This is a genomic window from Phocaeicola sartorii JCM 17136 = DSM 21941 (assembly GCF_054653615.1).
Genome location: NZ_BAAIFW010000005.1, coordinates 3,914,316 through 3,940,750 on the forward strand (window position 1 = coordinate 3,914,316; position 26,435 = coordinate 3,940,750).

The following is a 26,435-nucleotide window of genomic DNA, read 5'->3' on the forward strand; positions in this document are numbered from 1 at the left end:
TTGTTCACTTTATCTGATTTATATCCTCTACATATCTTAGAATTTTTCATTGATATACTACTTCCATAAAATAAAAGTGGAAAAAGTCATGATAACTCTTTCCACTTTTCATTATAGATATTAAAATTCTATTTTAACAAGTCTCCTAATAACCATAGTTCTGATAAGCCTTCTTTGACGCCTCATCCAATAATACGCCATTTTCATCTGTCAGCAAGTCAAGCATTGACTGGGCAAAAGGTTTAAAAGTAAAATACGGTTCAAACATTCCCATACCATTACCAGTCTGACCAATACCGTTAATCAAGTTATCAGAGTCATCCCACAAACCTTGCTTGGGTGAAGCCAATTGATCATGATAGATTATACGATCAGCCTGCCAGCCTGAGTGATGTAAATTCTCATAATAAACCATCTCTTGATTCAATTCACGTGCCAATTCATTCAATATAAAGTTCACGAAACGATCTTCAGTCGTAGTAGCTGTTTCCGGATACATTTCAGCTTTAGAGTTAGCCGAACCACCATCCCAATAAGATTCGTCAACCAACATCGTTGATGTCATATCTTTTTCTACTTCATACGGCCATTGCTGCTCTGTTTGTGTCAGTTTCTCATATCCTGGTTGTAAACGTGCAAGAACTTCCGCACGAGTTTCACCAGCCTTGAACGCAGCACGAGCACGTACTTTGTTTATATCATCTATAGCCGCATTATAATTTCCTTTACGTCCATAAGCCTCAGCACGAAGCAAAAAAGTCTCAGCCAAACGGAATAAAGGAACATCACGTCCAGACTCATAATGAGTGTAGTTACTACGATTTGGTTCATCATATTTTACAGTAGCTGGACAAACTGTAGAACCAAACTTATCCAATCCACCGTAACTTTTCTCATTATAAGTATAGCTTTTACCACTAGCTTGAAATGGAACACGATAGTAATATTTACTACCATCTTTAATCCAACGTGCAATCAAGACAAAAGGCTGAGCCAATGCTTCTTTAATATCAATCGCTGTTTCTTTCGTATTTTCCAAATAAGCGAAAGCCAAGTCACCGGTACCCATCTTATGTTCTCCGGCTACAGCTTGACGGCCTCCCCATGAAGAACGATTATATTCCGGAAGAATATGTTCGTTAAAATAATCCGCCATTTCTTCAGTCCACTCAAATGTAGCATTTTTAGCATTATTATACGCATAATAATCTTTATTGGGAGCCGGAGTAGAGTTAGAATCTCCACCACGCAAAGCCGTTACATATTCCACATGGAAAGATTTCTGATAACGAGAATCTGCGTGCTTATTCACATAAAGATCAAAACCAAAGTCATTGGTATATCCGACACGTGAAGCAGACTTAGTAGGATATTCCCAACAGAATTCCGGAATTCCCCAAGACGCATTAGAATAGTCTCCACCAAAGAAATAAGGTAAACGATTACCATAACGACCATTATCAGCACTTCCCATAGGACCATATACACAAGAAAGAATCAACTCATGGCTGTTCTCATTAGAATAATCATTCAACGGATGACTAAACAACTTACCAAAATCAGATTCCAGTTCATAATAACCGTTGTCAATGACAGTAGAAGCATAATAGATGCAGGAATCCAAATCGGCTATACCTTTACCTTTATATAGCATACCAAGATAAGATTTCGGATTATTGGTATCCACATTTCCTTCCGCATCTACACCATATTCTGAAGTCCCATATTTTTCTGCTTGTGCACGTTGTAAATACAATTTTGCCAAAAAATGTGCTGCAGCACCTTTGGTTACACATCCGAAATCAGTACTCAAATTTTGCTCTTTTACATCAGGCAAATGATCATAAGCGTAACGCAAATCACTTATCAACAACCTATAAATATTAGGAACGCTTTCACGTACATAATTATAGTTGGAAGGCAATTCAGCGGTATATCCTAATGGCACATAAATGGCACCATACATTGTACTCATGATATAAAGTGCATAGGCGCGATTAAATAAAGCTTCACTTAAAGCTTTAGCTGCATAATGCTCATCCGATGCAAATTTTCCCAAAGCCTTTCCCTCACGAATAGAAATAATGGCACGGTTACAATTATTTATAATAGGATAGAACCCCAATAAAGATTTAGCGTTTTCTCCACATAGCCCATTAGCAAGACTTGCCAATTTACCCGTCGCATTCCATTCACTAGGCGAATACATACCCCTGTTAGGAGTCTTGCTAGTAAAATTATCCACTCCCAGCATCAAGCTGTTAGGACCTTGTTCATATTGTTTAGTTACCCGCAATGCATCGTAAGTACCCACAATCAATTGCTCTAACCCTTGCTCTGTTTCAAAATAATCTTGCGTTATGGTTGAAACCATCTTTTCTTCCAGGAAACTATCTGTACAAGAAATGCTTCCTAGCGCAATCATTGAACACACTATATATTTTTTCATAACTATTATTTTTTATCAATTAAAATCCAAGTCTCAAACCGATTACCAAACTACGAGTCAATACTGTATTATTGGTTTGTCCACCAATATATTTATAAGTACCATTGCTGCGTCCACCTTCGGCTCCCCAACCGGTAGTATCATCAGGATTGATACCGGCTTTTACCAAGTCCCCTCCAAAAATAAACGGATTTAATACCTGACCATAAATTTGACAGCTGTTTGCGCCTACCTTAGAAAGCCATTTTTCGGGGAATGTATAAGATAGAGCTATATTTCTGACAGCTATCATATTTCCCTTCGTATAATTCATATAATCCTTATAATCAGTATTTGCCTCACCACCAGCACGTTGCTGAGGGAATTTTGCATCTGTATTTTCAGGACTCCAAACATCTTTTTCTACGCGACGGCCGTATGTTTGCATCAGACCATAATACATATTACCAAAACGACCATAGAAAAATGCATTCAATTGCCAGTTTTTATAAATGAATGTAGTAGTAAAACCACCTTCCCATTTGGGAGTGAATGAACCTTGAAAATGGTAGTCGTCTTTATCAAATTTACCAAAACCATTATCCATATAAGTTACTTTCGATCCATCTTCCAAAGTGACAGTCTTTGAGCCTTCTGTACCTTCAGGCACTTCAATGAACTCTTGATCCACCAATTTTGCCATACCCGGGAACATAGTAATACCATTTCCTTTGGCTTTATATACAGCAAGTAATTTTCTGTCTTCAGGAGTATCTTGCCATAAACGATCGTATTTATAAGTCCAAATTTCATCCATCGGCTTACCTATAAACCAACCGTTAGTAGGATCATCTACTTTACCATCAGCCAATTCCACAATCTTTGATCTATTGGTAGAAAAAGTAAAATCAGTTTTCCACGTAAAATCTTTTGTCTGAATATTAGTGGTGGACAAAGTTATTTCCAACCCCTTATTTTGAGTTTTACCAATATTAGTTAAAATTTGAGTATAACCAGTCATGATAGGAATAGAACGATTCAGCAATAAATCAGAAGTGTTAGCGATATAGTATTCCACACTACCACTAATACGATTATTCAAAAAGCCAAAGTCCAAACCGAAGTTGGTTGAAGCAGTTTTTTCCCAGCCCAAATTACGGTTAGGCAACACGGAAGCCTTGGCACCGGTAACATTCGTTGAGACACCACCTTGTCCGAAAGGCTTGTTAGCCCACTGAGATACCATAGATCCACCTGTTTGGTAAGATTTTACAGAAGCATTACCTGTCACACCATAACCGACACGTAGTTTAAGAGAGTTTAACCAATCTATGTTTTTCATGAAATTCTCTTCATTCATTTTCCATGCCAAAGCAGCCGATGGGAAAAAATCCCATTTGTTACCTTCCGCCAACATAGAGGCACCATCCCAACGACCTGTCACAGTCAATAAATACTTATCCATCAAATTATAATTCAAACGAGCCATATAAGAAGCACGCTGCTGTTCACCAAATGAAGAACCAGCACTCAATCTAGCTGTATTAGAATCCCCAATGCTATACCACAAGGCTGTAGGGAACTTAGACTCATAAGCACGTGCATCCAAACCTTCCGAACGATAATACTCGGCAGACTGCATCAATGTCAAGCCGATAGAATGAATATTTTTGAATGTCTTATTATAGAAAATCATATTTTCCAACGTCCATGCAAGTTTCTGGTTATGGTTATTATAAGCCACATTCGGTTCCGTAGAAGCAAAGCCTAACGGATTGGTAAAATTATTTCCATAATAACTACCTTCACGGGAATTACGATATTGCGCACCTAAATTTGTATGCCATTTCATACCATCCAAAGGAGACCAAATCTTACCAAAATCGATTTCAGCAAAAGAACTGAACATGACGCCATAATAACGTGTTTCATTCAAAGCCTCATTTATATTCAACAAAGCATTGTGTTGCGATGGACCGTCATCAGGACTTAATACCTTTCCATCTTCATCATAAGCCGGAGCGTACGGCATCAAGCTTGTCGCCAGACCATAAGAGTCTTTAGCTGTAGTATTTGAAAAATTACTAACAATACCATAATTTTTTATAGAATGGCTAACATTAATTCCCATGCCTACTTTCAGAAAATCTGTAGCTTGAATCTCACCATTCATATTCACTGTATAACGTTTATAATCTTGGTCTTTCATCGGTGACTCTTGATCCAAGTAAGCCAAAGACATATACAATTTCGATTTTTCCGTACCAGCAGATAATGAAATCTGATGATTATGTGTCAATGAGGTACGTGTTACATAGTCTGTCCAAGGAGTAGTGGGAATATTTGCTGAATTATAAACAGGTACTCTGTCAGCATAGCCCAATACCTCTTTTTCATATTGAGTAGCATCACGTAACACAGGACTACCATCTGCATTAAATTGGAAAGCCGAATTAAAAACAGGACGCAAATAAGGATATCTAGATACACCTCCGAAATAAGCATCTCCATCGATATCCGGATCTGGAGCATTGCCATACTTACCAGTATATGCTCCCGCATTAACATTGGCCTGACGATTCCAGTCTATCAATTCACCGGAATTCATCCAATCTGTCATAGAATGAATCTTGGAAAAAGATACTGTACCATCATAATTAATAGTTACTTTTCCTGTTTTTCCTTTTTTAGTAGTAATCAAAATTACGCCATTAGCACCACGAGAACCGTAAATAGCTGTTGCCGAAGCATCTTTCAATATTTCCATAGATTCAATATCATTGGGATTAACATCCGACATAGAGCCAACAGCCATAGGAATACCATCTATTACATAAAGCGGATCATTACTAGCGCTCAACGAACGGCTACCACGAATACGTACTTCTCCTAATTCTCCCGGACGGTTATTTGATGTGATTTGCACACCTGCTGCTTTTCCCTGCATAGCCTGTAAAGCATTCTGAACCGGACGTTCACGAATTGTTTTAGCACTAACCTGAGTCAAAGCACCTGTAACATCCGATTTCTTTTGCACACCATAACCCACTACAACTACTTCATCCAACGTTTCAGTATCCTCTTCTAAAATCACTTTAATAATTGATTGTCCTTTCACCGGAATATCTACAGTTTTATATCCCACGAAACTTACTTGGATCGTCCCATTATCAGGAACATTCTGAAGTGTGAAATTACCATCAAAGTCGGTAATTGTACCATTGGTAGTACCTTTCACCACCACACTGGCACCGATTACAGACTCACCTGCCTTGTCAAGGACAGTACCCGAGACGGTTTTGCTCTGTGCAAAGGCCCCTACAGCCAATACGGATAACAAAGCAACAAAGAAAAGCCGCTGGAACTTGTCCAGACGACCCAACAGACTTGAATTCTTTCTGTCTTTCATACTTTAATTATTAAGTTAAACAAAAGTTAACTTGACATACGAAGTTAAAAGTAGCGGAAAAAGCCCATTTCATCGTTTTTTTAATGTAGATGATACAATAATAAAGAATGTAAAAGACCCTTATTGTAGTTTGACAGGTTAGTTTAAAGTACTTTATCACGCTCTAGTACGTGCTTTTTCTTGTACATTATTCATAAACAAATAGTATTATAATTCATATACGTTATCTAAGCAATTGATCAAAGATTTCTCTAAAAACTTTATCGGCGTGTTCCTGCATTATCCGTATATAATTAAATATAGGACGATTGTTTTTCATGCTATGGCCAATACAATATTCTATTTTTTCTATTTCAATGCCTATATCATAACCATGTTGTGCAAATGTTTTTCTAGCAGAATAATATGAAACTTTCCTGTCTATGCCTGCTAGATCAGCTACCTTTCCTATATGTCTAAAGACCAAACTATATACTTTTTCATAAGATTCGTATTTACCAAAAACTAATTTTCCATTTCCCGAAATGTATCTATTGATAATTGTTTGTGCCTCTGGTTGGATAGTGAAAGCTATTTCATTTTCATTCTTTTTGCTATTACGGGTTTTATGTCTTATGTATCTCATACAATTTCCTTTAGTGAAATCATATTCCATCAGATCTCTTAAATTAATGCCACCTAAATAATAAGTTAACATAAATATATCCCGGGTCATGATATGCACACATTTGAATAATTTTACATCACGTATTCTTTTTAATTCGTCAACGGACAGATCCAACTCTCTGATATTACTAACTGGCATTTTAAATAAGACAAAAGGATGAACTAAATAAGTTACATAATTCATTTTTCTGGCATAGTTCAATATTACTTTTATTAAAGTGAGATAAATTCTGATCGAAGTTTCTTTTAATCCTTCAGCCTTCATTACATCAGCGAAACTTTGTATATGTGTCGGACTGAGTTGTACCAAAGGAAAATCACCTTTCATATGTTTAAGGAACTTTGCACAAGCTATATTATATAGTTTATGAGATTTTTTACGATCATCCGCTTTCATCATCGAAAGATATTCTTTCACTACTGTATTAAAAGTTATTCCTTTCTTTTGCTGTTCTCGAGTTATGATATGTATCAATTCAGTACATGAAAGAGTCGACTGATAATGAATAGACGAAAGAATCTCTTCGTATTCATTAATCAGTTTACGTAAACAAGCATTTATATTGGCTGCATTCTCGTGTTTAACTACTCGTCCATTTTTCATTTGACTTGCAGAATCTAAAATAAATTGGGTTGAAATATATCTCGTTTGTGAACGATGAGCCACTGCAATTCTAATTCTATGCCTACCGTTCGATAATTTTTTAGTAGGTACAATTACTATTGAAAGATTAGCCATATTCAAATTTTAGTTTATACGTTTTACAATACAATATTAAAGTAACAATCAGAAATAAAAGCACTCTTGTATAACAAAAATGCTCTTGAGACTATCCATTTTGAGATTGTTCACAGACATTTGTACTATTTTTCAGTTGAAAAGACATAATTTTCCATGCTTTTGTACAATCCTACATTGGCTTTTTTAGTATTCACACATATATTTGCAACACTTTTTCACAGGTGGGAGACCTTTTTCTCCTGAGAGAATAGAAAACTAACTTTTGTTTAACTTAATAATTAAAGTATGAAAGGCAGAAAAAATTCAAGTCTGTTGGGTCGTCTGGACAAGTTCCAGCGACTGTTCTTCGTTGCTTTGTTATCCGTATTGGCTGTAGGGGCCTTTGCACAGAGCAAAACCGTTTCGGGTACTGTCCTTGATAAGACAGGTGAGTCTGTAATCGGTGCCAGTGTAGTGGTGAAAGGTACTACCAATGGTACAATTACCGACTTTGATGGTAATTTCACACTTCAGAATGTTCCTGATAATGGGACGATCCAAGTAAGTTTCGTGGGATATAAAACTGTAGATGTCCTAGTGAAAGGACAATCAACTATTAAAGTAACCTTGGAAGAGGATACTGAAACACTGGATGAAGTAGTAGTGGTTGGTTATGGTGTTCAGAAAAAAAGTGACGTTACAGGTGCTATGGCACGTGTCGGTTCTGAAGAATTGAATACAAGACCTGTGAACAATGCTTTTGAAGCCTTACAGGGCAAAGCCGCCGGTGTAGATATCACCTCAAGCGAACGTCCGGGTACTGTAGGATCAATCCGCATTCGTGGTAACCGATCTATCAGCGCATCATCAGACCCTCTGTATGTAGTAGATGGCGTTCCCTTGAGTGCTGGAGGAATTGAGACAATCAATCCGCGTGACATAGAATCCATTGATATCTTAAAAGATGCCTCTTCTACAGCTATTTACGGTTCTCGTGGTGCCAATGGTGTCATTTTGATAACTACTAAACGTGGTAAAGCGGGCAGACTTGCTTTAAACTATTCAGGTTCTGTCACATTAGAAACCCTGAAAGACAAATCACCTGCCATGAGTGCAAGCGATTACATAACTTGGCGCCGTTGGGCTTATTACAACTCGGATCCGGTAAACAACCCTCGCGGTGACCAACCTAACTACGACAAAGACCAAATTTATTTCGCAGCATCAGGTGATCCCACTGCTTTGGCAAATGTAAATAAAGGTTGGAATAACGGCAGCTGGGATGGAAGTAGAGTAACAGATACCGACTGGGCAGACATAGTGACCCAAACAGGTATCACTCATGAACACACCATCAGTGGTAGTGGCGGTAACGAAACTGCACAAGCTTTCTTCTCCGTTGGTAACCTGAATAATCAAGGTACTCAGAAAGGACAGGAATATGAACGTTACAACTTCTCAATGTCTGTCGATTTACAAGTAAAACCTTGGTTCAAAATGGGGGGATCGATCAACGGTTCATGGGCAGTTCAGGACTATGGTTATTCCCGTACCGGACAATCTTCAGGCTCTGGCCCGGTTGATATATATAGTGCGGCAAAAGCTATTCCACGTTTTGGTGTTCCTTATGATGAGGAAGGCAATATCATTACAAATCCCTGTGGTTCCACTACCAATGTTTATACTGTAATCGATGAATGGAACAAGTCAACCGATAACCGTCAGACTTTCCGTGCACTAGGCAGCTTTTACGGACAATTTGATTTTGGGAAAATGTGGGCACCTTTGGAAGGACTAAGCTATAAAATCTCTTTCGGTCCTGATTTCCGCCACTATCGTCAAGGTATTTTCATAAGCAAGGATTCTGCTGTAAAAATGGGTTCGAAAAACTACGCTAAATATGCCACAGACCGTTACTTGTCATGGACACTGGACAATCAGATCAACTATAACAAGACATTCGGCAAACATAACTTAGGCGTAACCTTATTGCAGTCAGCTTCCAAATATAATAAAGAAAGTGGTTCCGAAAGTGCTAACGCCATCCCTAATGAGAATTTTGAATGGTACAACATGGGCAGTGTAGATATTACGGATGCAGCAACTTATGGTGCTGGTATGAGTACCGGCATGTCTGAAAATCAGCTGGCATCGTACATGGCACGTGTAAATTACGCATACAACGACCGCTATTTATTGACTGTTTCCGGACGTTATGACGGTTCTTCCGTATTAGCAGACGGGCATAAATGGAGTTTCTTCCCTTCCGCCGCCTTGGGCTGGCGCATTGACCAAGAAGACTTTATGAAAGATATTTCTTGGATAAACCAGTTAAAGCTTCGTTTCGGCTTGGGAACAACTGGTAACTCAGCTGTAAGTGCATATTCTACATTAGGTAACATCCAGTCATTCTATGTACCTTTTGGCTCTACTCTGACCCCTGCTTATGCCACCAATGAACCTTATTACACTTCTTCTCAAGTAAAAATGGCAAATAAAAATTTAGGTTGGGAAAAGACAACACAATATAACTATGGTGTGGACTTCAGCTTCCTGAATGGACGTATCAACGGTTCAATGGATATTTATCACTCTAACACCAATGACTTGTTATTAAGTATGACTATTCCAACCTTAACCGGTTTTAATTCCACTTATGCCAATGTAGGTAAGACCAAAAACTTCGGTGTTGACTTATCTCTGAACCTGGTTCCCATACAAACCAAAGACTTTGAATGGAGTTCCACTATCAATGCAGCCTATCAAAAAGATGAAATCGTAGAACTTGCCAACGGCAAGCAGGATGACATTTCCAATGCCTGGTTCATTGGTGAGTCAATCAATGTTTTCTATGGTACCGCCAGCGATGGTCTGTGGCAGGAAAGCGATGCTGCAGAAATGGCTAAATTCAATGCCAACGGACATAAATTTGAAGCAGGTATGGTTAAACCGGTTGATCAGGATGGCAACTATGTTATAGACAGCAATGACCGTATTATTCTTGGCAACAAAAATCCTAAATGGGTGCTGGGATGGAGCAATACATTCAACTATAAAGGTCTTGAACTAGGTATCGAGCTGAACGGAAGATTTGGTTATATGGTTGATACGGGTGGTGAAGGCCAATACGGTATGTACAACCAACGTAAAATAAACTATTGGACTCCGGACAACACTGGTGCTGATTATCAAAAGCCGATTTACAGTACAGCAGGTGGCGATGCTTATTCAAGTCTGCTAGGCTTTAAAGACGCCTCATTCATCAAGATCCGTAACATTTCTCTAGGGTACAACTTCAATTCCAAAGCATTGAAGAACATCGGAATCAGTTCTCTTAAATTATACGCACAAGCTAAGAATATAGGCAACCTCTATTCTTCAGTAGATTTTATGGATTTGGACTTAGGCACTACTTATTACAATAGAGGCTTTACTTTCGGTTTACAAGTTGGTTTCTAATTTGATAATAACACATTAAACTGTTTTTAAAATGAAAAATTTAAAATATACATTATTCACAGCTGCCCTATCTGTCGCAATGACTGCTAGTTTCAGTTCTTGTAGCGATAGTTTCCTAGATGAAAAAAACAAGTCATCCTATACCACTGACTATTTCAAAACGTCACAGGGCATTCAAGATTTGGCTACCGCACTGTACGGTAACATCCGTTGGCATTTTGGTTATGAGTGGGCGTATGGTATTACCCTTTACGGTACAGATGAATTTACAAACGGCTCTGACCTGACAGCAGAACCATGGAACACTTATGACAGCCGTCTGAACCCATTGGACTGTACAAAAGCAAACGGAGCAGCCAACAATAACTGTCCGGGCATTTCAGCTCTTTGGGATCAGATGTATTACGGCATCGCTTCCGCCAATCAAGTTATCGCATCAGCTGATTATGTTACAGATGCGGAAGTCCGCGAAAAATGCCTGGGTGAAGCTTATTTCCTACGCGGATATAACTACTATCGCCTTTTCGCACAATATGGTGGGGTGGTTCTGCAAACCCAAGTTACTGAAGGTGTGGTCAGAACCTTTACTCGCGCTTCTGCAGAAGAAACATTAAACCAAGTGATTGATGACCTGCAGAACGCTTACGACAAACTACCTGCAGACAGATGGCGTGGTACAGGTACATGGACTAAATATACAGCAGCACACTTTCTGGCAAAGGCTTTACTATATCGTCAGTCTGAACGTTGCAGCGACTGGAACTCAAGTTACCCTGCAGATGCAGACTTGAAAAAAGCGATTACGTTATGTGATGAAGTCATCTCAAAATGTCCGTTGGAAAGTGATTATAATAACCTTTACGCCAAATGGACCGGTATAGACTGCAAAGCCGAGGAGTCTAATGAAATATTAATGTCATGCCAACACACTTCTTCGGCAACCGGACGTTTCGGAAACCGTACTTATAATTACTTCAACCCACAATTCTCCAACTTCTCCGGTGGTTGGACACAACGTGGTCAATATATTGGTGGTATGGACTTCCAACGTTGCCGCCCTACAGAATATGCTTATGCTATCTTCGACAATGTGAATGACTCACGTATGTGGAAAACATTCAAAACTGTCTACGGATTGAATAATATTGCATCGAAAGCAGATGATGTAGTGGCTACAAACGGTATTACAGCCGATCAGGTTCCAACACTAGGCGACCAAGGCATCATCTTTATTCTTAATAAAAAAAGTGACAATCGTTTTAAAGACGCCACAAACTCCGATTATGGAACAGTAGGTCGTGGTGGTATAGCCCACTCCTTTGTAAACCCCGAAACAAATAAATGGGTGCCGAATGTGTTCCCTGTATATGCCGGTGGTCAATATGTATTGAACACCTATGGTGTTAGCGGAAATCCAGCACAGTCCAATGTATTCTGTGGTATCAATAAAACTGATGACGGCTCGCGTACAGCAGAGAAAGGGGACGCACATCGTGATGTCATTATGGCCCGTACAGGCGAAACTTATCTGATAAAAGCAGAAGCTCAAGTACGTTCCGGTAACTTCCAGGATGCTATTTCTACCATCAACCAGCTCCGTGCACGTGCCGAATGGAAAAATGGGGAAGACCGCGAATACTACACCGACGGTTCTATGGCTTTCTTGAAAAGCGCAGGCGGTGACGAAGATAATTCAACCGCACTAAGCACTTTAGGCAAATGCAAAGATGCCAATGGTACCAAGATCAATAACACAGAGGCATTCAAGGCTTCTTTCCTTCAAAAGAACACTTACTATCTTTCAACTGGTATAGAACACACTACAGATGCTTCCAGTCTGCAAATTTCAAGTTATTCATCATTACCAGCTGAGGATGAAGCTATTCTATCAGCTATGGGCGTAAATGGGGACAAAGACCGTTTGATCAATTTCATTTTAAACGAACGTACCCGCGAATGCTTAGGTGAATGGAACCGCTGGGAAGAGTTGAGCCGTACCAAGACTTTGGTTCAACGTGCTAAATTATTCAATCCGGAAGCAGCTGCCAATATAGCAGACAAACATTTGCTTCGTCCTATTCCACAAACATTCTTAGACCAACTTCAGCATGAAGACGGTACGAATTTAAGTGATGAAGAAAAAGCCGCAATGCAGAATCCAGGCTATTAACAGACTAGATTTTTGTAGTCAATAATTAATAAGGGGAGTGCCGGATTCAGCATTCCCCTATTTTCCACACCATAAATACTTATTTTATAATGAAAAAAATCGGTCGGTTTATATACTTCACTACACTATTCTTGTTAATAGCGGGATGCAAACAACAAAAATCCATACGCTATGAACTTGTAGATGGCAATCCACAAATAGATTACATAGATTTCCTGAACGACACGCTATGCCGATTTGTCGCACCAGGACCATTGGTTCTGACAAGCCACTACACAAAAGAAGGAGATATTTATATAATACAAATCAACGATATAGTGAGCGCACGGCTATATAAAGAAGAAGGAAAGCTACGAGGTGAGGCTCCTTTTTTTGAAGGAATATGGATTATAAAAGAAAAGTGATATCAACAAGCTCTGTACAGTTCATTCACTCATTTCTTTTCATATAAAGAATCTATCTGTCAGCCCCCCCAAAAAAAATCAATAACTAGATTGTTATCCGTATATGGAAAAAGAACAGAAAGAAGATGAACAATATTCCATGTAAATGAATAAAATTCCATAGGTAAGACACCTTCTTCGTCTATATTTGCATAAATCAAAAATCAAAGATACTATGGAACTATTACCAGCAATCAGGAAAAGCATAATTACATTCGCTCTGCTGCCTGCACTTCTATATGCAGGTATCCCTCCCACCCTACAAAGCGATGCCTCACAAAGAATGACCAAAGATATCATGGACCGCGTTTACATCACCCCCAAACGTATTGTTACCAAATACGCAGGATGTAAGAATAATCTAATAAAAGATGAACACTATTTGTTAGAGCGTGGAAACGGCCAATCGGAAATGAACAGAAAAAAATGTTGTATAATGACCTCTACTGAAACAGAGAAGGCATCCTTATTACTGGATTTCGGCAGTGAACTGCATGGAGGATTAAAGCTCGTCATGGGCAGTTCCAGCCGTAGGGAACCTTCTTTGGTAAGGATACGTTTCGGAGAATCTGTTGGAGAAGCCAACAGTACCACTTCAAATTCCGAATGGAAAGTGGGATTTTCAACGGACGATCATGCCAAACGTGATATCATCATGGAAATTCCCCGTGACGGCATGATTGAAATAGGCAATACCGGTTTCCGCTTTGTCCGTCTCGACTTGCTGCAAAACAACGCTACTATCTCTTTAAAAGAAATTTCAGCTATCCTGCGCTACCGTGATATTCCCTATCTGGGATCTTTTGAATGCAACGACCAACGTTTAAACAAAATATGGATTACCGGAGCCTATACTGTCCATTTGAATATGCAGGAGTTTTTATGGGATGGCATCAAACGTGACCGGGTAGTCTGGCTGGGCGATATGCACCCTGAATTAATGACCATCAGCCGTGTTTTCGGATACAATGAGGTGATTCCCAACAGTCTGGACCTGGCCTGCAAACAATTTCCTTTACCCAATTGGATGAATGGCATGAGTGCATACAGCCTATGGTATCTGATCAACCAATATGAATGGTATCACCAGACCGGCGATATTGATTTTTTAAAGAAACATTCCGACTATATCAGCGGGTTAATCCATCTGATAAACGAGAAAGTGGATGATGCGGGAAATGAAACGTTAGCGCCTGCCCGCTTTTTGGACTGGCCATCCAGCGGAAATAAAGCCGGAGTTGAGGCAGGATATCGCGCACTGATCGTATGGGCCATGCAAGATGCGCATCAATTGTCTTTAAAACTTGGCAACACCTCTGATGCTCAATTATGTCTGGACATTATCAACCGGATGAAAAAAAAGATATTACCTCACAACAATCTGAAACAGGCAGCCTCATTAATGGCCATCGCCGGATTGATGGATCCCCAACAGGCTTGCGATGAAGTTGTCTCTGTAGGCGGTGGAAAAGGTTTTTCCACTTTTTACGGATATTATATGCTGGAAGCATTAGCCAAAGCAGGTGAATATGAGAAAGCAATAGATATCATTAATACTTTCTGGGGGGCCATGCTGGATTTGGGAGCAACCACATTTTGGGAAGATTTCAATCTGGACTGGATTCCCAATGCCGCTCCTATAGACGAACCTGTTCCGGCTGGGAAAAAAGACATACATGGCGATTTCGGCGCCTACTGCTATCCCGGATTCCGTCACAGCCTTTGCCACGGGTGGTCCTCAGGACCTACCACATGGCTGTCTGATCATGTATTAGGTGTAAAAATCGTGGACGTGGAACGCAAGCAGATCAGCATTGAGCCACATCTGGGTAAATTAGAATGGGCCAAAGGCACTTATCCCACCCCTTGGGGCGTGATAGAAGTCAGCCACGAGAAGAAAGCCGATGGTAAAATCGCAACCAAAGTGAAACTTCCGAAAGGTGTAAAACAAATTTAATTATAAGAAATCGTTATCAAACTTCTATAAAAACTGGATCTTATGAAAAACATAATGATATGGATTATGCTCCTCTTGAGTATAACTTATACTGACGCCCAAAATGGAAAATCTCCTAGAAAAGACTATGCCAAATTAGCTAATTATGATGAAAGTAAGGTTCCGCAATATACCTTACCTTCCGTATTAATGTGCCACGACGGAGAAATGGTTCAGACCAAGGAACAATGGGAGCAAAAACGCCGCCCCGAAATTTTAAACCTGTTTACGACTTACATGTTTGGCAAAGCACCTGTATTAAAACACAAACTGCCTTGCACAGTCAGTCGGATCAATGAAAAAGCTCTGAACGGACGTGCCACCCGGAAAGAAATAACCATCCAATTAACAGACGATCCACAGGGTCCCCACATCGACTTGCAACTGTATCTTCCTAATCATGTATCAGGAAAAATTCCGGTTTTTCTAGGCATCAGCTTCATGCCCAATTACACGATATATGATGATCCCGATTTATCTGTCCCCGAAATAACAGATGAAAAAATGAAGAAAAGATCTTTCAGGGGATCAATGGACAAGTCCTGGCAGCTTGATAAAATTCTGGAACACGGATATGGTCTGGCCACTTTCTGTTATAATGATGTGGATCCCGATTTTGACGATGATTTCCAAAATGGTGTGCATCCTTATTATTACGAGAAAGGGCAGAATTTCCCAGATCCGGATCAATGGGGTTCCATTGCAGCCTGGGCATGGGGCATGAGCCGTGCCATGGATTATCTGGAAACAGACAAAAAAGTGGATGCTAAAAAAGTTGCCGTGATAGGTCATTCTCGTCTTGGCAAAACCGCTGTCTGGGCCGGAGCCTCCGATCCGCGTTTTGCTTTAGTCATATCCGGGAATTCGGGATGTTGCGGAGTTGCCATCTCACGTCGTTGTTTTGGTGAGACTGTAGAAGCCATGAATGTACGTTTTCCCCATTGGTTCTGCGGTAATTACAAACAATTTAATGACAGGGAAAAATACTTACCTTTCGACCAGCACGAACTCGTTGCCCTGATTGCTCCAAGACCTATATATATAGCCAGTGCAGAAGAAGACAACTGGTCCGACCAAAAAGGTGAATTTCTAGGAGGTAAAGGAGCTGAACCTGTATATGCCCTTTATGGCTTGAACGGAATAGGTTGTGAAGAAATGCCTCCTGTGGATACACCTTACATGAATGGCTCTATCGCATACCACAATCGTAAAGGGCCTCACGCCGTTCTTCCATACGATTGGGAACAATTCCTTCGCTTTGCTGACAAATATTTTAAAAACAAATAATTAATATATAAATCAATGATGAAAAACAAGAACCTACTTATAGGATTATGCTCGGTACCGCTGTTGCTTAGCATATCAATAAACATGACAGCTCAAGACTCGCGTGAACGTACATATTATTATGAAATACTAGAACCACGCCATGAGCCCAAACCGGAAATCAAAGGTTTTGCAACAGAAAGAGTAAAAGAGCACTTAGACAGAGGATTAACGGCCACCCCATCTGCAGACGGGAAAGGTATCTACCTCAGTTGGAGGCTATTGGAACAAGATGAAACTGACACTTCCTTCCACCTCTACCGTTCTGCAAACGGCAAGACACAGCGTTTATCAAAAAATCCTATTAAAAACACCTGTGACTTTGTTGACCAAACTCCCGTTGCCGGAAAAGCGACCTATTGGATCTGTGCATTAGATAAAAAGAAAAAAGTGATTGACACATCTTCCAAATTGGATGTGGACTATTCTTTATTGAGAAACTATCAGTCTATTAAATTGAACCGTAATATAAAAGCAGGCAAAATAGCCGTTGCTGATTTGAACGGGGATGGTATTTACGATTATATCATCCGCACCCCGGAAAAAAATGTGGATCCCGGAATGCCCGGTACTTTGGATGGTTCAACTTACCAAATTGAGGCTTATTTAAGTGACGGCACTTTTTTATGGTCTAAAGATTTAGGACAAGGTATTGAGCCCGGTGTTTGGTACTCACCTTTCATCGCATACGACTTCAATGGAGATGGCAAAGCAGAAATTGCCTTAAAAACAGCTCCGGAAACGACCAAACGAAATGAAAAAGGACGAGTAGACTCCGGTGAAGAATATCTAAGTGTATGGGATGGAATGACCGGAAAAGAAATTGCCCGCGTGGACTGGCCTGAACGGAATGACAGGTATGGAAATCTGGTCCGACAGAACCGTAACCAAATAGGGATGGCCTATCTGGACGGCAAAACTCCTTATATATTGGCATGTCGTGGCACTTACAAACTGATGACTGTAGATGCATGGCAACTGAAAGGTAACAAACTGGAACGTGCATGGCGATGGGACGGCGATGAAGAAAATCCCGTAGTAAGAAGCATGGGTTCCCATAATATGGTATGTGGTGATGTGGATGAAGATGGAAAAGATGAAATTCTGTTAGGCTCATGCATGCTTGATGATAACGGGACTTTACTATGGTCTACCGGACTAGGACACCCTGATAAAATCTATCTGACTGATATCGACCCGGATCGTCCGGGTATGGAAGTGTTCCTTTGTCTGGAACCTTGGCACGAGAACGGACGTGGCGTTTGTGTTGTGGATGCCAGAACAGGACAACCGGTATGGAATATCGGTCATAAGACATTCCATGTAGGCGATGGGATGGTTGCTGATTTTGATCCGGTCCACAAAGGTCTGGAATGTTTTGCCAGCGAAGACCGTAAAGGAGGCAGCACAGACAAATATCTACTTTCGGCTGACGGTAAACCTTTAGGTAAAAATGAGGAAGTGCCCTCCTGCCGTAATTGGGCATGGTGGGACGGTGACTTATTGCGCGAAACATTCAAAGGAGACGATAACCGATGGGGGGCAAGTTCCTCTTCAAACGGTCGTTCACTAAGTATTGTAAAATGGAAAGGAGAAACACTGACACAAGGAATTGAAGGTGATATCTTAATGATCGCAGACTTATATGGAGACTGGCGTGAAGAAATAATCACCGCATTGCCCGGTGAAATACGCATCTACACCACCAATCTTCCAGCAAAAGACCGTCGCACCACATTGATGCAAGACGGAATATATAGAAGTTATGTAGCTCATCGTTCCATGGGATATCCACAAGCTCCTGTCCCCTCCTATTATTTAGGAGAATAATATTAAGATTAGCATGAAGGATTCCTCTAAAAACTACAACGGATATCCTTTTGCTGTAGGGGCGCTTTGATGCGCCCTTATGCATATAAAACTCAAACCTAATCATAAACATCATGCAAAAGATACTATTACTCATTGCTTCCCTTTTTTATTTCAACTTTATACTCGCAGAAAATGAAATAAAATCCTGGCAAGGTATTCATGAAACGCCCCTTTCCAGTCTAGAACAACAATTTGCAGAACCTCCTGTGGAATTTGCCAACCACGTAATATGGGGTTGGGAAGGGAAAATGGATAAAAAGACTATTTGCAATGACTTGGATTCTATCAAGAAGAAAGGATTCCGTGCCGTAATATTTGAAGCAGGTTACAAACTACCCTTCAAATATCTTTCCGAAGAATGGTTTAAAGCAATTCGTACCGGAGTACTTGAAGCCAAAAAGCGAGGTATGAAAGTCTGGATTATTGATGAAGGAAAATATCCCAGCGGATTTGCAGGAGGAAAATTCTCACAGGAACGTCCCGATTTGAGAATGCAAGCTCTTGTGATAGACGATACCATACAAATAAAACGGGGAGAAGTAATGACAAACCATAAAATAGCACCGGAAATCATCAGTGCGGTAGCCGTCAGTACCTCCGGTGCTCCTAACAGAACTGTAGAAATTGATAATGGAAAAATAAGTTTCAATGCCGGAGTGGATGACTGGAAGATCCTATTGGTCAAAAGCGACTTCCGGACGGCCGTAACCCGAGCCGTTAATAATCCCAACGGCGGCAAAGATGCCACTAATTCCCTGTGTGACTATCTGAACCCTGTTGCCGTACAACAATTTATTGACTGGACACACGAACAGTATAAAAAATACCTTGGTAAAGAGTTGGGTACCACCGTACTTGGTTTCCGGGGAGACGAACCCGATTATGCACATTTACCCTGGACTCCTTCCATTATCCAAACCTTCAAAGAAATAAAAGGATACGACCCGACTCCCTATCTGGCCTCCTTTTTTACCGCTTTGCCCACCACACAAGAACAAAGGGTAAAAGCCGATTATTGGGATGTATGGTCCAGCTTGTTCGCCACCCACTTTTTCAAATTACAGGCCGATTGGTGTGCAGCCAATGGAGTAGCCCACATTACCCATCTTAACAAAGAACATGAAATGCCCGCATGTGTTAAAGCTGAAGGAGACTATTTCCGGAATTTAAGTAAAGTTCAAATACCCGGAGTAGATGCAATCTGGAACCAAATATGGCCCGGTACCCTTAATGATTTCCCCAAACTAGCCTCATCTGTAGCTCATGTTTATGGAAAACCTAGAGCATTCAGCGAAAGTTTTGCGGCTTACCACATCTCCCCTACCATTTCCCAAGCCAAATTTGTTGTAGATCATCAAATTGCCCGTGGGATTAACTTCTTTGAATTCATGTTCTGGCTGGCAGGATCCAAACAGCGCAATTGGATGAGCGATCCCGGTATGAAAGGCCTGAATGAATATACAAATCGCACTACTTACCTAATGAGCCAGGGGAAGCCGGGAGCACGGATTGCCATGTATTACCCCACATCTACTATGTGGCTGGGTAACAATGAAGTTTATAAGGATATCGTCACTCTTACCCAACAGCTGTTAACTCATCAACGGGATTTTGACTACATAAATGATGACGCTTTTACGGAAGCACTGGCCATAGGTCCCGGCTATCTGGAAAATAAAAGCGGTCAAAGATATGAAACATTGATTATCCCATCATCAGATGTTATTTCCGCATCTGCCTGGAAAGTAATAGAAACATTTTCCTCACGTGGAGGAAAGGTCCTGTTTTGGGGAAAGAAGCCTGCTTCTTTCATTGACAAAAGTTTCACTGCTCCCGGTTCCCTATCAGATTTAACCAACAGTAGGATTGAGCCATCCACCAGATGGACAGCACGTGTAAGCTCTTCCCTTCCGAAACCGGAAATGAAAATCATTTCACCTGCCAATGATTCTATCCGCTACACGCGCAGAGTAATGCCCGATGGCGATCTCTACTTCATATTCAATGAAGGGAATAAAGCTACAGAATTTACAGCAGACTTTGATAAAGTAGGAGTCGCAAAAGAATGGAATGCGACAAATGGCACACTCCAACCGATAAATGCAACAATTGTCAATAACTGCACCCGGCTGACCATTAAACTGGAAGCATGGGAAAGCAAGCTCATATCCATCGGAAAAAGCAATAGAGAATATAACATTAAAGAATATGGCGTAAAAGGAAATGGCTATTCGGAAACAGCCACTTTACAACGTATCATTAATGAAGCAGCTCACAACGGAGGCGGAACGATAGTTATTCCTGCCGGGGAGTATCTAAGCGGCGCTCTATTCTTTCCACGCGGTGTAGATTTACGTATAGAGAAAAACGCCAAACTAATCAGCACTGTCGCCCCCAATGAATTTCCTGTCATCCCGACTCGTTTTGAAGGCATAGAAAGAAAGTGGCGATGCGCTTTCTTGAATTTCGACCATTCAGACGGAGTTAAGGTTTATGGTGAAGGGGTTATCGATGGTAAAGGAGTAGAATGGAAAAAGATTCCATTCGGAAACTCCGGGCGCCCCAGACTGTTATGTTTCACAGATTGCCCGGGAGGCAAGATTTCCGGTTTAAAAATGATAAATCAAGCCTCATGGTGTCTTCATGTACTTTACACAAACGGATTCACTATAGATGGAATCGATATCCGCGCATTGGAATATATACCCAGTTCCGATGGCATAGATATTGATTCGTCCAATGATATACTGATTACTTCCACCCGCATTGAGGCGCATGATGACTGTATCTCCATCAAATCCGGACGAGACGAGGACGGACGCAGAGTAGGACGTCCCAGTGAAAACATTCTGATAGAGAACTGTCATTTTGCATACGGTCATGGTGGAGTGGCTATGGGCAGTGAAATATCAGGCGGCATACGCAATGTGACCATACGTTCCTGCCTGATGGATAACGAAAATTGGAGCCCCTTACGCTTTAAAAGTCAGCCCAGCCGCGGCGGGATAGTAGAAAATATCACTTTTGAAGATATTACCATCAGAGGAGCACGCAGTATCTTTGATATCAATATGGAATGGCGTATGGTTCCTCCGCTTTCACCTGCACATTATCCGTTGACCCGTTTGCGCAATATCCATTTCAAGAATATAAATGGAGAAGCACAATCAGCAGGAACCATGTATGGTTTTAAAGAGACTCCATTCGGAAACGATACATTCTTTTTTGAGAATTGCCATATCAAGGCTCAAAAAGGATTAAGCATTTCGAATGTAGCCAATGTCAATTTTAAGGGTTTGGAACTCGAAATAAAAGAAGGAGAAAAAATCTATGAACGGCCTGTAAACAAGGCCCGACAGCCCAATAAGAACACTAGCAAATAAAAAATACGATCGAAATGCGTACACATGCATAATATTCAAGGAAGATGTACGCATTTCCATTGTAGAAAGCCCCAGACCATCCTACTTTTGTATTACCATTAAAACACTAAAAACAACATGATGAAGAAAAAATTAATACTGTCATTCTTTTTAGCCGCATTAGGTTTTGGAGTTGTAAAAGCACAAGACTTGCCGGACAAAAAAGAAACATTGAAGACTGTTACAAAAGTCAATGATTACTTCATGAAGAAGTATGCCGATTATCGTACTCCTTCTTTTGTAAAAAATGTAACCCGTCCCAGTAATATCTGGACACGCGGAGTATATTATGAAGGATTAATGGCTCTTTACTCCGTCTATCCACGCGATGACTATTATAAATACGCTGTCGATTGGTCAAATTACCACAAATGGGGATTCCGCAACGGTACAACCACTCGCAATGCTGATGATTACTGTGCCAGCCAGACTTACATTGACTTATATAACATTTGTCCCGATCCGGAAAGAATCCGTAAGGTCAAAGCTAATATAGATATGCTGGTTAACACTCCTCAAGTAAATGATTGGTGGTGGATTGACGCCATCCAAATGGGAATGCCTGTATTTGCCAAACTTGGGAAATTGACCGGAGAACAAAAATATTTCGACAAAATGTGGGATATGTATGAATATACGCGTAATAAACATGGTGAGAATGGCATGTACAACTCAAAAGAAGGTTTATGGTGGAGAGACCAAGACTTTGATCCCCCCTACAAAGAACCTAATGGTAAGAATTGCTATTGGAGTCGTGGCAATGGATGGGTATATGCCGCACTGGTACGTGTATTGGATGAAATTCCTACTAATGAAAAACATCGCGCCGACTATATCAATGATTTCTTGACCATGAGTAGAGCTATCAAAAATTGCCAACGCACAGATGGTTTTTGGAATGTAAGTATGCATGACGAATCAAACTTCGGGGGTAAAGAAACCAGTGGTACCGCTTTATTTGTATATGGCATGGCATGGGGGGTACGTAACGGACTATTGGATAAAAAAGAATACCTACCAGTCTTGTTGAAAGCATGGAATGCTATGGTGAAGGATGCGGTTCATCCTAACGGTTTCCTAGGGCTTGTACAAGGAACCGGAAAAGAACCGAAAGACAGTCAACCTGTCACATACGACAAAGTACCCGATTTTGAAGACTTTGGAGTAGGTTGTTTCCTGCTTGCCGGAAGTGAGGTTTACAAATTAAATTAATAATATGATTGGTTAGTGAATCGATTTTTCATAGACTATGATTTAAAGGTTAGATTTAGGTTAAGTAAAAAAGAGCGACTGTGAAGCCGCTCTTTTTTGTTCTATCCATCATACTGTTAATCTGCAATAGAAAACACCAATACTCCAGCTGTAGGAATAACAGGCTCTCCTATCAATACTTTGGTTCCCGAAGGAAGTACGAATTTATAAGGTTTATCTGTATAATTCAGTACAATCCCCATACCATTGCGGTACTCTAAAGTAACACCGTATGGTAAATCCATCACAGGAATATTCAATTGCGCATATAGTTTCTTCAAAATATCCTTCTCCAGTAATCCGTCCGTACTATCCACCCCTACGTAAGTAACAGTACCTTTTCCCAACTTACGAGTAGTGACTGCCGGTTTTCCTTCATAAAATTCCTGTGTATAAGTAGCCCATACCTGTGAATCCTTACCCGGTTTCAATATCTCTCCCCAAGTATTCCACGTATATTCTTTTCCATCCATCCGTAATTTGCCCGGTTCTTCAGGAAGTAATAAATCATAAAACTCCATTTCATTACCGGTCAGTTCATTTATCATGGAACCGAAAGGAGCTTCGGGTAAACGTCCATGGCGGTCTTTCTGGGCTGTACGGCAAGTTAAGACCAAATTACCACCCTTCTTTACATAATCAGTCCATCTATCTACCAATGCCTTGTCAGCCAATTGATAAGCCGGAGCTATGATCACAGGATAAGAGGAGAACTCCTTGCTTTCATTGATAAAATCTACGGGCGCGCCAAAAGATTTCAACGTGCGATAATATTTCTCAATATGCCCCAATGTATTCCATGTACGATTTTGCTTCTGGCGCTCAATGCTCCATGAATTTTCATGATTAAAAAGAATGGCGGTACGACGTGCCAAATAATCGGCCGGTTTCACCTCACGAGCAGCAACCTGTCCCCGCAGCTGTCTGATTTCTTTCATGAACTGCTCATATTCTCGTCCACCGGGAGTTACCGTTGTTCCGTCTGTACCTACAATGCCATAGTGATATTGTTCCGTGCCATACAGAGGCTGGCGATAACGATAAGTACAGATAAAGTCGCCTCCACCGGCAAATACGCTCCACATCCATAAACGGACAGCTCCGGGCAGTGGTTGAGGATTGATACTCCCCCAATTCACCTGTCCAGGCTGAAGTTCCATGACTCCGTAAGTACCTTGGATGGGTCTGAAAAAGTCATTGGCAAAAGCAATACGCAACGGATTTCCCACTCGATATCCGCGGCGGCCGATACCTTCATTGTCTCCATACACCATATAGCGAGTATAACTTTGAAAATCAAGTGCAGGGCTGCCACCTATATGTCCTTCCTCATAATTAGGAATATAGTTAGTAGTCACCCATTGATTCTTTGCCTGTTTTTTAATCAACAAACATTGTTCATTCAAAAAGTCGTTTGTCTGACTAGCAGCAAAACGGCGGTAATCCAAAATCTGATGATGATTCATAAACATCTGGGCAGTTTTAGGAAGAGTTATTTCATCAAAAGAAGAATAAACCTCACTCCAAAAAGCCGTTCCCCAGGCATCATTCAATGCTTGAATGTCATGATGATATTTTTCACGCAAAAAATCCCGGAAAGCCAGTTCAGCTTTCGGATTATAATCAAATTGTACAGCCGGCTCATTATCGAGCTGCCAGCCGATTATTCTGGAATCATTTCCATAATGCTGAGCTAACTTCTCTATCATTTTATAAGCCAGTTCTCTATAAACGGGAGAAGCAAAAGAAGCATGTTGACGTGCTCCGTGATCAAGCACGGTACCATTTTCATTTTTAATCAAAATTTCAGGGTATTTACGGCTCAGCCATACCGGTGGAGTTGCCGTAGAAGTACACATAATGACTTTCAAATCATATTTGGCAGCCAAAGCCACCGCTTTATCCAACCAGGCAAAATCATATTTTCCCTCTTCCGGTTCCAATTGCGCCCAAGCAAATTCCGCGAAATGGGTGAATTCAAAACCCAAATCGTGCATCTGTTTAAAATCTCTCTCCCATTGACTTTCATCCCAATGCTCGGGATAATAATAAGCACCGGTCAAAGTCAAATCCTTGTCTTTAAACCAAGGTTGTTGTGCAAAAAGTCCTCCGGCCAAAGAACAAGCCAAAAGAACGGTCACAAATCGTTTTCTCATGATAATATAGTAGTTTAATTGCTTTCAAGCAGTTTATCAAGTACAGCCTTCTCTACGGTAAAAGCGGTTCCGTGACGGGTTCCTTTTGGAAAAGATACACGGTCAGACACATCTTCCCACGTCTTTCCATGATCACGACTGCAAACAGCTCCATATTGATGATTACGATATTTATCAAAATAGACATAAAGAGCATCATCCACAAAAAGTGGCGCAGGTCCCTCACACCAATAATTTCCTGTAATGGAAGGAGAAACGGTAGTAGGAAACCCATCCTCTATCCGCGTTGTCCGTGTTATTCTTAAATTCTTCTCTGCCGGCAACGAGTTTTCATTCTTCACCACCATAATCAAGTCTTTCATCACCGGATCACGCACTATAGCTGCATCAATCACACTGAAATCAGGATTAAAGAACAGTTTGGTTTCAGAAAATGTATTAAAATCCTTCGTCGTAACATAGTAAATACGATGGTTCAACCCTTTCTCACTCTCAATGACCGGCACTTCCTTGTGACGTCCGGGAATAGTCGTTGCCCAGAAAATATAATAAGTTTGCGAAGGTTCATCATAAAACAATTCAGGCGCCCAGCAATTATGTGCAGCAGGTTCATGCATCATTACCGGAATAGAGCGTTGCTCACTCCAATGAATTAAATCGGGAGAAGAAGCATAACCTATAATCCGGTCTGTCCAGCTGGAAGTCCACACCATGTGAAAGGTACCGTCCGGTGCCTGACAAATACTAGGGTCACGCATCAGGCGGTCTTTCCCGACAGTGGGTATCAAGAAAGATTTTCCATGATTCAAAGGAGTCCATGTCAGCCCATCCAGACTATAAGCCAAATGAAGGCCGTCCCGACTGTCATTAATGAAATAAGAGAACAAATAAGCCGTATTACCGGCAAATAATCCGGATACTGCTCCTAACAAGCAGAGCAAACAGAATAATCGTTTCTTCATGTATATAATGATTTAATTGTTAGCATGCAAAGATAAAAAGAGATTTGGATTTTTTTCTGCACATACCAGGCATATCCATGTAAAATAGTACAACCTCATCGCACATTACCCTGTTTTTATACGAATTTCCATCTATATGTACTTCTTTCTATTT

General features: G+C 40.7%; 12 protein-coding genes and 1 pseudogene. 8 read left to right on the top strand and 5 right to left on the bottom strand.

The genetic code is table 11. The features are described from left to right. Positions 1–145 precede the first annotated feature (145 nt). The 3 genes from ACYQ0C_RS16460 to ACYQ0C_RS16470 form a co-directional block, all read right to left on the bottom strand. The gene (locus ACYQ0C_RS16460) at positions 146–2,449 is read right to left on the bottom strand and encodes a RagB/SusD family nutrient uptake outer membrane protein (RefSeq protein WP_016278020.1); all 2,304 of its coding nucleotides are present in this window, start codon (positions 2,447–2,449) and stop codon (positions 146–148) included. A gap of 19 nt (positions 2,450–2,468) precedes the next feature. Continuing rightward, on the bottom strand, positions 2,469–5,837 hold the full coding sequence (locus ACYQ0C_RS16465) for a SusC/RagA family TonB-linked outer membrane protein (protein WP_175271045.1): 3,369 nt from the start codon (positions 5,835–5,837) through the stop codon (positions 2,469–2,471). A gap of 223 nt (positions 5,838–6,060) precedes the next feature. Then, positions 6,061–7,242 carry a tyrosine-type recombinase/integrase gene (locus tag ACYQ0C_RS16470; RefSeq protein WP_016278022.1) on the bottom strand — a complete coding sequence of 394 codons (1,182 nt, stop codon included), beginning with the start codon at positions 7,240–7,242 and terminating at the stop codon, positions 6,061–6,063. Positions 7,243–7,530: 288 nt separating this feature from the next. On the opposite strand from ACYQ0C_RS16470, the gene ACYQ0C_RS16475 reads away from it, so the two are divergent. From ACYQ0C_RS16475 to ACYQ0C_RS16510, 8 genes are all read left to right on the top strand, one after another. Further along, positions 7,531–10,683, top strand: coding sequence for a SusC/RagA family TonB-linked outer membrane protein (locus ACYQ0C_RS16475; RefSeq protein WP_257463950.1), 3,153 nt, complete (start codon positions 7,531–7,533; stop codon positions 10,681–10,683). 31 nt (positions 10,684–10,714) lie between these two features. Next, entirely contained in the window at positions 10,715–12,853 is a 2,139-nt protein-coding gene (locus tag ACYQ0C_RS16480; RefSeq protein WP_016278024.1) for a RagB/SusD family nutrient uptake outer membrane protein, read from the top strand. A gap of 89 nt (positions 12,854–12,942) precedes the next feature. Continuing rightward, positions 12,943–13,257, top strand: a complete 315-nt coding sequence (locus ACYQ0C_RS16485) for a hypothetical protein (protein WP_016278025.1) — start codon at positions 12,943–12,945, stop codon at positions 13,255–13,257. 214 nt (positions 13,258–13,471) lie between these two features. Further along, entirely contained in the window at positions 13,472–15,253 is a 1,782-nt protein-coding gene (locus ACYQ0C_RS16490) for an alpha-L-rhamnosidase-related protein (RefSeq protein WP_016278026.1), read from the top strand. 42 nt (positions 15,254–15,295) lie between these two features. After that, a complete protein-coding gene (locus ACYQ0C_RS16495; RefSeq protein ID WP_016278027.1) occupies positions 15,296–16,579 on the top strand; it encodes an alpha/beta hydrolase family protein in 1,284 nt (427 codons plus the stop codon). Between the two features lie 15 nt (positions 16,580–16,594). Then, a complete protein-coding gene (locus ACYQ0C_RS16500; RefSeq protein ID WP_016278028.1) occupies positions 16,595–18,448 on the top strand; it encodes a rhamnogalacturonan lyase family protein in 1,854 nt (617 codons plus the stop codon). A gap of 113 nt (positions 18,449–18,561) precedes the next feature. Further along, positions 18,562–21,873, top strand: coding sequence for a glycosyl hydrolase (locus ACYQ0C_RS16505; protein ID WP_016278029.1), 3,312 nt, complete (start codon positions 18,562–18,564; stop codon positions 21,871–21,873). Between the two features lie 120 nt (positions 21,874–21,993). Continuing rightward, positions 21,994–23,124 (top strand): glycoside hydrolase family 88/105 protein, encoded by a 1,131-nt coding sequence (locus ACYQ0C_RS16510; protein ID WP_016278030.1) that lies wholly within the window; start codon positions 21,994–21,996, stop codon positions 23,122–23,124. Positions 23,125–23,240: 116 nt separating this feature from the next. Here the strand turns inward: ACYQ0C_RS16510 and ACYQ0C_RS16515 are convergent, their stop codons facing one another. Beyond that, a complete protein-coding gene (locus tag ACYQ0C_RS16515) occupies positions 23,241–25,319 on the bottom strand; it encodes a beta-galactosidase (protein WP_016278031.1) in 2,079 nt (692 codons plus the stop codon). A 26-nt stretch (positions 25,320–25,345) separates the two neighbouring features. After that, positions 25,346–26,281: pseudogene (locus tag ACYQ0C_RS16520) on the bottom strand (glycoside hydrolase family 43 protein); the annotation flags it as partial. Between the last annotated feature and the right edge of the window lie 154 nt (positions 26,282–26,435).

Coding starts and splice junctions, on each gene's coding strand:
- ACYQ0C_RS16470 (WP_016278022.1), bottom strand. CDS start 7,242: ATGGCTAATCTTTCAATAGTAATTGTACCTACTAAAAAATTATCGAAC.
- ACYQ0C_RS16475 (WP_257463950.1), top strand. CDS start 7,531: ATGAAAGGCAGAAAAAATTCAAGTCTGTTGGGTCGTCTGGACAAGTTC.
- ACYQ0C_RS16510 (WP_016278030.1), top strand. CDS start 21,994: ATGAAGAAAAAATTAATACTGTCATTCTTTTTAGCCGCATTAGGTTTT.
- ACYQ0C_RS16460 (WP_016278020.1), bottom strand. CDS start 2,449: ATGAAAAAATATATAGTGTGTTCAATGATTGCGCTAGGAAGCATTTCT.
- ACYQ0C_RS16485 (WP_016278025.1), top strand. CDS start 12,943: ATGAAAAAAATCGGTCGGTTTATATACTTCACTACACTATTCTTGTTA.
- ACYQ0C_RS16500 (WP_016278028.1), top strand. CDS start 16,595: ATGATGAAAAACAAGAACCTACTTATAGGATTATGCTCGGTACCGCTG.
- ACYQ0C_RS16505 (WP_016278029.1), top strand. CDS start 18,562: ATGCAAAAGATACTATTACTCATTGCTTCCCTTTTTTATTTCAACTTT.
- ACYQ0C_RS16490 (WP_016278026.1), top strand. CDS start 13,472: ATGGAACTATTACCAGCAATCAGGAAAAGCATAATTACATTCGCTCTG.
- ACYQ0C_RS16465 (WP_175271045.1), bottom strand. CDS start 5,837: ATGAAAGACAGAAAGAATTCAAGTCTGTTGGGTCGTCTGGACAAGTTC.
- ACYQ0C_RS16480 (WP_016278024.1), top strand. CDS start 10,715: ATGAAAAATTTAAAATATACATTATTCACAGCTGCCCTATCTGTCGCA.
- ACYQ0C_RS16515 (WP_016278031.1), bottom strand. CDS start 25,319: ATGAGAAAACGATTTGTGACCGTTCTTTTGGCTTGTTCTTTGGCCGGA.
- ACYQ0C_RS16495 (WP_016278027.1), top strand. CDS start 15,296: ATGAAAAACATAATGATATGGATTATGCTCCTCTTGAGTATAACTTAT.